This is a genomic window from Methyloceanibacter sp., assembly GCF_035650995.1.
Classification (GTDB): Bacteria; Pseudomonadota; Alphaproteobacteria; order Rhizobiales; family Methyloligellaceae; genus Methyloceanibacter.
In genome coordinates this window covers 1-6,416 of the sequence record NZ_DASRGO010000092.1, presented here as the reverse complement: position 1 = coordinate 6,416, position 6,416 = coordinate 1, and the positions used below count along the sequence as shown (strand labels likewise).

6 protein-coding genes are annotated in these 6,416 nt (G+C 64.0%); all 6 read left to right on the top strand.

All coding sequences use genetic code 11. The features are described 5' to 3' along the window. Positions 1 to 1,821, top strand: a 1,821-nt coding sequence (ftsH, locus tag VFB18_RS07385) for an ATP-dependent zinc metalloprotease FtsH (RefSeq protein WP_324972952.1), incomplete at its 5' end; no start/stop codon positions are given. Between the two features lie 64 nt (positions 1,822 to 1,885). Beyond that, positions 1,886 to 2,113, top strand: a complete 228-nt coding sequence (locus VFB18_RS07380) for a hypothetical protein (protein WP_324972949.1) — start codon at positions 1,886 to 1,888, stop codon at positions 2,111 to 2,113. 1 nt (position 2,114) lies between these two features. Further along, positions 2,115 to 2,699, top strand: coding sequence for a hypothetical protein (locus VFB18_RS07375; protein ID WP_324972947.1), 585 nt, complete (start codon positions 2,115 to 2,117; stop codon positions 2,697 to 2,699). 3 nt (positions 2,700 to 2,702) lie between these two features. Further along, on the top strand, positions 2,703 to 3,776 hold the full coding sequence (gene folP / locus VFB18_RS07370) for a dihydropteroate synthase (RefSeq protein WP_324972942.1): 1,074 nt from the start codon (positions 2,703 to 2,705) through the stop codon (positions 3,774 to 3,776). Between the two features lie 160 nt (positions 3,777 to 3,936). After that, complete coding sequence (gene glmM, locus VFB18_RS07365; RefSeq protein WP_324972939.1) at positions 3,937 to 5,286, top strand: phosphoglucosamine mutase; 1,350 nt, start codon at positions 3,937 to 3,939, stop codon at positions 5,284 to 5,286. Between the two features lie 179 nt (positions 5,287 to 5,465). Then, complete coding sequence (locus tag VFB18_RS07360) at positions 5,466 to 6,311, top strand: outer membrane protein (RefSeq protein ID WP_324972936.1); 846 nt, start codon at positions 5,466 to 5,468, stop codon at positions 6,309 to 6,311. The last annotated feature ends 105 nt before the right edge of the window (positions 6,312 to 6,416 follow it).

The window sequence follows — 6,416 nt, the reverse complement described above, 5'->3', positions numbered from 1 at the left end:
TTCTCGCAGCTCCTCTCGGAGGTGGAGAGCGGCAACGTCCAGGACGTGACCATCGCCGGCAACCAGATCACCGGGCACTTCACCGACGGGCGTAACTTCCAGACCTATGCCCCGAACGATCCGAACCTGGTCGACAAGCTCAATCAGAAGGGCGTGAAGATCACCGCCAAGCCGTCCGAGGACGACGTGCCGTCGCTGCTCGGCGTGCTGGTGTCGTGGTTCCCCATGCTGCTCCTCATCGCCGTGTGGATCTTCTTCATGCGGCAGATGCAGTCGGGCGGCGGGCGCGCCATGGGCTTCGGCAAGTCGAAGGCGAAGCTTCTCACCGAGCGGCATGGCCGCGTGACCTTCGACGATGTGGCGGGCGTCGACGAGGCCAAGGAAGACCTGCAAGAGATCGTCGAGTTCCTGCGGGATCCGCAGAAGTTTCAGAAGCTCGGCGGGCGCATCCCGCGCGGCGCTCTGCTGGTCGGGCCTCCCGGCACCGGCAAGACGCTGCTCGCGCGCGCCATTGCCGGCGAAGCGAACGTTCCCTTCTTCACCATCTCGGGCTCGGACTTCGTCGAGATGTTCGTGGGCGTCGGCGCGTCCCGCGTGCGCGACATGTTCGACCAGGCCAAGAAGAACGCGCCCTGCATCATCTTCATCGATGAGATCGACGCCGTCGGCCGCCATCGCGGCGCGGGGCTGGGCGGCGGCAACGACGAGCGCGAGCAGACGCTGAACCAGCTGCTCGTCGAGATGGACGGTTTCGAGGCGAACGAGGGCATCATCCTGATCGCCGCGACCAACCGGCCCGACGTGCTCGATCCGGCGCTGCTCAGGCCAGGACGCTTCGACCGCCAGGTCGTGGTGCCGCGTCCCGACATCATCGGCCGTGAGAAGATCCTCAAGGTGCATGTGCGGAAAGTGCCGCTCGCGCCCGACGTGGATCTCCGCGTCATTGCCCGCGGCACGCCCGGCTTCTCCGGCGCGGACCTCGCCAACCTCGTCAACGAGGCGGCTCTACTTGCCGCGCGGAGATCGAAGCGCCTCGTCACCCAGCTCGAGTTCGAGGACGCCAAGGACAAGGTGCTGATGGGCGCCGAGCGCCGCTCCATGGTGATGACCGACGAGGAGAAGACGCTGACCGCCTATCACGAGGGCGGGCACGCGCTCGTCGCGCTGCACATGCCGGCGTCGGACCCGGTGCACAAAGCAACCATCATCCCGCGCGGCCGCGCGCTCGGTATGGTCATGCGGCTGCCCGAGCGCGACATGCTGTCCTACACCCGCGCCAAGCTCAAGGCCGACATCACCGTGGCCATGGGCGGTCGCGTGGCCGAGGAAGTCGTGTTCGGCTACGACAAGGTGACCTCCGGCGCCTCGTCGGACATCAAGATGGCGACGATGCTCGCCCGCGCCATGGTCACGCAATACGGCATGAGCGACAAGCTCGGCCCGCTTGCCTACGGCGACAACGAGGAAGAAGTGTTCCTCGGCCACACCATCGCGCGGCAGCAGAACCTCTCCGACGAGACGCAGACCGTCGTCGACGAGGAGATTCATCGCCTGGTCGATGAGGCCTACGAGAGTGCGCGCAAGATCATCACCACCCATCTCGACGATCTGCATACGGTCGCGCGTGGGCTGCTCGAATACGAGACGCTGTCGGGCGACGAGATCAAGGACTTGCTCAAGGGCAAGCCGCCGGTGCGCGAATTTACCGCCGAGCCTGTGGCGCGGCCGGGGCCGGCCTCGGCGGTTCCCGCCGCCGGCCGCGGCAAGAAGGCGCCGCCCGAGCCCGACACCGGAGGCATGGAGCCAAAGCCCGCGACTTAGGCTGATGCTCTATTCCCCTCAAATAGATTGCTTGCTAGGCTGTTGGGCCTAGGTAAGGTGATTCATGGCCAAGGGTAGCGGAACCAAGTCGAGGGTGGCCTCGACCGGCTCGGTAGTTCGATCCACGACGACCGGTCGCTTCCTGTCGCGCCCGAAGGACGTTGCTGAATTCGAAGAGGCCGCGCGCGCTTACACAAAGAAGAATACGAGGAGCAAGAAAGCGGCGCTGAAAGCTCTTCGCGAAATGGGGATGGTGACACGAAGCGGGCGCTTGACCAAGCGCTACGCCTGATGTGCATCGGTTAGCCACCAGCTTTATCCTTGGCTATCATGGCTGCGACGCCAAAGTCGCCAAGCGTTTGATCGAAGGCGAGCCCTTCAGAAAAAGTGAGAACGACTACGATTGGTTGGGTCCCGGTATCTATTTCTGGGAGGCTAATCCAAAACGAGCACTTTCGTTCGCACGGGAGGTCCGCGGGCGTGATCCTGCGAAGGTCCGAACTCCGGCTGTGGTCGGTGCGGTAATTGAGCTTGGTCTTTGTCTTGATCTGGCATCTGAGGCCGGGATCAAGCAGGCAAAGGCCGCTCATGCGGCCCTGTTAGAACTTTACAGAAAGGCGGGCACACCCTTCCCAAGCAACCAAGGTGGGCCAGACGAACTTCTGCGCAAGCTCGATTGCGCGGTGATCTCCCAGCTGCACAAGATCCGTGAGCAAGCTGGCCAAGAACCGATCGATACCGTTCGTGGCATCTTCATCGAGGGAAAGCCGATCTATCCGAACGCCGGGTTCCGAGCGAAAACCCACTGCCAAGTCTGCGTTTGTAATCCACTCCGGATCAAGGGCGTGTTCAGAGTCTCCAAGAGCGAGCTAACCTGAGCAATGGCAGAAGCGAAGGTCTATCTCAGGCCGCTCGGGTTTCTCTATGGAGCGGCTGCCGAGGCGGCGGTCGCAAGCGGCTCGGCGTTGCCGCTTGCCGGCGGGCCGGCCGCTTTCACCCTTGCCGAACTGATCGAGGGCGTGCCGGGAAGGTCGGTACGCCGGACCGTTACGGTGGCGCAGCTTCGGCAGGAATGCACGCGCGACGCCTTTCTTGCTGCGCTCGTCGAACGCGTCACCGCCAAGCGGCCTCCGTTCGCGGGGCTCGACCTCGACAGGCCTCTGCTTATGGGCATCGTCAACGTCACGCCCGACAGCTTCTCGGACGGCGGGCTCTACGACACCACCGAAGAAGCGATTGAGCATGCCGCCGATCTAGCGCAAGCAGGCGCCGCGATCGTCGACATCGGCGGAGAGTCGACGCGGCCCGGCTCCGACGGCGTCGGCGAGCAGGACGAGCTGGCGCGAGTGATGCCCGTGCTCGAAGGGCTCAAAGGCTTCCGCGCCACGCTCTCGATCGACACGCGAAAAGCCTCGGTTGCGTGCGCCGGGGCCAAGGCGGGCGCCAAGATCTTCAATGACGTGTCGGCGCTGACCTTCGACCCTGATAGCCTCAGCGTCGCGGCCGAGACCGGGATGAGCCTCGTGCTCATGCATGCGCAAGGCGAGCCCAAGACCATGCAGGACAACCCAACCTATGCCGACGTGGTGCTCGAGGTCTACGACTATCTCGAGCGCCGCATCGAGGCGCTTGAGGCGGCGGGCATCCCGCGCGCGCGGATCGCGGCCGATCCGGGTCTCGGCTTCGGCAAGACGCTCGCCCATAACCTCGCGCTGATCGCCCATACCAGCCTGTTCCACGGGCTCGGCGTGCCGCTCCTGATCGGAGCCTCGCGCAAACGCTTCATCAAAGGGATCTCGGGCGGGGAGGCGCCGGTATCCCGCGAGCCGGGGTCGCAGGCGGTGGCTATTGCCGCTGCGGCGCAGGGTGCCCAGCTCTTCCGCGTGCACGATGTCGCGCGTGCCCGCCAGGCCCTCGACGTGTTCCGTGCCAGCATGCTAGGTACTGAAAATTAACGGCATTTCATAAAGTCGCAGTTACTCCTCAGGGTGTAATCTTCGCTTACATTTTTTGAACTCCAGGCGGCTGGAGCAGGAGCATAATTTGGTGCGGCGCGATAAGCAGCAAAACGGGCAAGCGGCGCCTGAACGGGGACTCGACCGGGGGACTACGGCCATGGCTCGCAAATATTTCGGCACGGATGGCATCCGTGGCAGCGCGAACTCCTTCCCGATGACATCCGAGGTCGCGCTCAAGGTTGGCATGGCGGCCGGCAAGCTCTTTACCAACGGGTCCTACCGCCACCGCGTGGTGATCGGCAAGGACACGCGGCTGTCCGGCTACATGATCGAGTCTGCGCTGGTGTCAGGCTTCACCGCCGTCGGCATGGACGTGTTCCAGCTCGGGCCGATGCCGACGCCCGCCGTCGCCATGCTGACGCGCTCACTTAGGGCCGATCTCGGCGTGATGATCTCGGCCTCGCACAATCCCTTCGTCGACAACGGCATCAAGCTGTTCGGTCCCGACGGCTATAAGCTGTCCGACGAGAAGGAAGAAGAGATCGAGGAGCTGATGGGCGGCGACATGGCGGAGCTGCTCGCCGCGCCCGAGAAGATCGGCCGGGCAACCCGCATCGACAGCGCGCGCGAGCGCTATATCGAGTTCGCCAAGCGAACGCTGCCCAAGAACATCCGCTTCGACGGCATCAGGGCGGTGATCGATTGCGCCAACGGTGCCGCCTACAAGGTCGCGCCCGAGGCACTGTGGGAGCTCGGGGCCGAAGTGATCAAGATCGGCGTCGATCCGAACGGCCTCAACATCAACAAGGATTGCGGCTCGACCGCGCCCGAGGACTTGATCCGCAAGGTCAACGAGGTGCGCGCCGATATTGGCATCGCGCTCGACGGCGACGCCGACCGCGTGGTGATCGTCGACGAAAAGGGCCGCATGATCGACGGGGACCAGCTCATGGCGGTCATCGCCGAGTCGTGGCTTCGCCGCGGGCGGCTCGCCGGCGGCGGCATCGTCGCCACGGTGATGTCAAATCTCGGGCTCGAGCGGTACCTCGAGGGGCTTGGGCTCGGCTTGGCGCGCACGCCGGTCGGCGACCGCTACGTGGTCGAGCACATGCGCCAGCACGGCTACAATGTTGGCGGCGAGCAGTCGGGCCACATCGTGCTGTCGGACTTTTCGACCACGGGCGATGGGCTCGTCACCGCGCTCCAGCTGCTCGCCGTAGTGGCGCAAAGCGGCAAGCCGGTGAGCGAGATCTGCAATCGTTTCGAGCCCCTGCCGCAGGTCTTGAAGAACGTGCGCTACAAGAACGGCGGAGCGCCGCTCGACAATGTCGGCGTGCAGAGGGCGATCACCGCGGGCAAGACCAAGCTCGGCAAGTCGGGGCGCCTCGTGATCCGGCCCTCGGGCACCGAGCCCGTGATTCGCGTCATGGCCGAAGGAGACGACGAGCGGCTGATCAAGACCGTGGTTTCCGACATCGTCCACGCGCTCACTGACGCGGCCGCGTGACGACATTGGCCTCTGTCTAAGCTCTGCGAATTCAATCGCTTGAGCCACCTGTGCCGTTCGCGCCACAGGCCATCCCGAACCGCAACAGCGGTTAGGAGGCCGTTAACTATTCCCCTCCCATAGTCCCGAAATGAAACAGCCCATCTCGTGCAGAGGGCTGCAGTCAAGAGGGGACAGAGATGGGACAGACTCGCTCAATCATCATCGGACTTGCCCTGCTCCTGGGCCAAATAGGAGGAGCCGCCGCAGCAGATCTCGGCCTTCCGCCGCCCCCGCCGCCTCCGCCATGCGTCGGATGCGACAGCCCGTGGTACTTGAAGGGCTTTGTCGGCGCCGCCAATCCGCATGTCGACGACATTTCCAGCGAGCTTTTCCAGACCAACGACTTCCAGGTCTTCCACAACGATATCAAGAGCACGCCGCTGTTCGGCGTCGGCATCGGCTACCAACTCAACAAGTGGTTTCGCTTCGATGTGACCGGCGAATATCGCGGGGATGCGAGCTTCTTCGCCCAGGACCGCTATCCCGGCAGCGACGGCTTCAACCGCGTTGACCTTGATGTGCCCGGCGCTTTCAATCCCGGCACCAACGAATACACCGCCGACATCCAGAGCTGGGTCGGCTTGTTCAACGGCTATATCGATCTCGGCACCTGGCACTGCATCACGCCCTATGTCGGCGGCGGCGTCGGCTTCGCCTCGATCTCGGTCAACGGGCTGAAGGACGTCAACGTCCCCAACAACAGCGTGTTCTACGCCGCCAACAACACCCAGACGAACTTCGCCTGGGGCGTCTATGGCGGCTTGGCCTACGACGTGACGCCCTCGCTCACGCTCGATCTGTCCTATCGCTACACCGATCTCGGCGACGCGAGCAGCGGCCGGGTGACCGCCTTCGACAATTCGAGCTCGTACAAGAGCCTCAACATCAACAACATTACCTCCAACGACGTGATGCTCGGCGTGCGCTGGAAATTCGGCTGCTGCGGCGCTCAGCCCGCTCCCATGCCGGTCGCCTTCAAATAAGCCCAACCCACCACCCAAGACTGCGAGCCTTGCCGCCCGTCCGCAAAAGACGGGCGGCTTCTTTTGCGCCGTGGGTTGTCCTTGACCCGCCGCCAGCCAAGTCTT

What these genes read in the sequence shown, in the direction of transcription:
- VFB18_RS07380 (WP_324972949.1), top strand. Translation starts at nt 1,886, where the DNA reads ATGGCCAAGGGTAGCGGAACCAAGTCGAGGGTGGCCTCGACCGGCTCG.
- folP (WP_324972942.1), top strand. Translation starts at nt 2,703, where the DNA reads ATGGCAGAAGCGAAGGTCTATCTCAGGCCGCTCGGGTTTCTCTATGGA.
- glmM (WP_324972939.1), top strand. Translation starts at nt 3,937, where the DNA reads ATGGCTCGCAAATATTTCGGCACGGATGGCATCCGTGGCAGCGCGAAC.
- VFB18_RS07360 (WP_324972936.1), top strand. Translation starts at nt 5,466, where the DNA reads ATGGGACAGACTCGCTCAATCATCATCGGACTTGCCCTGCTCCTGGGC.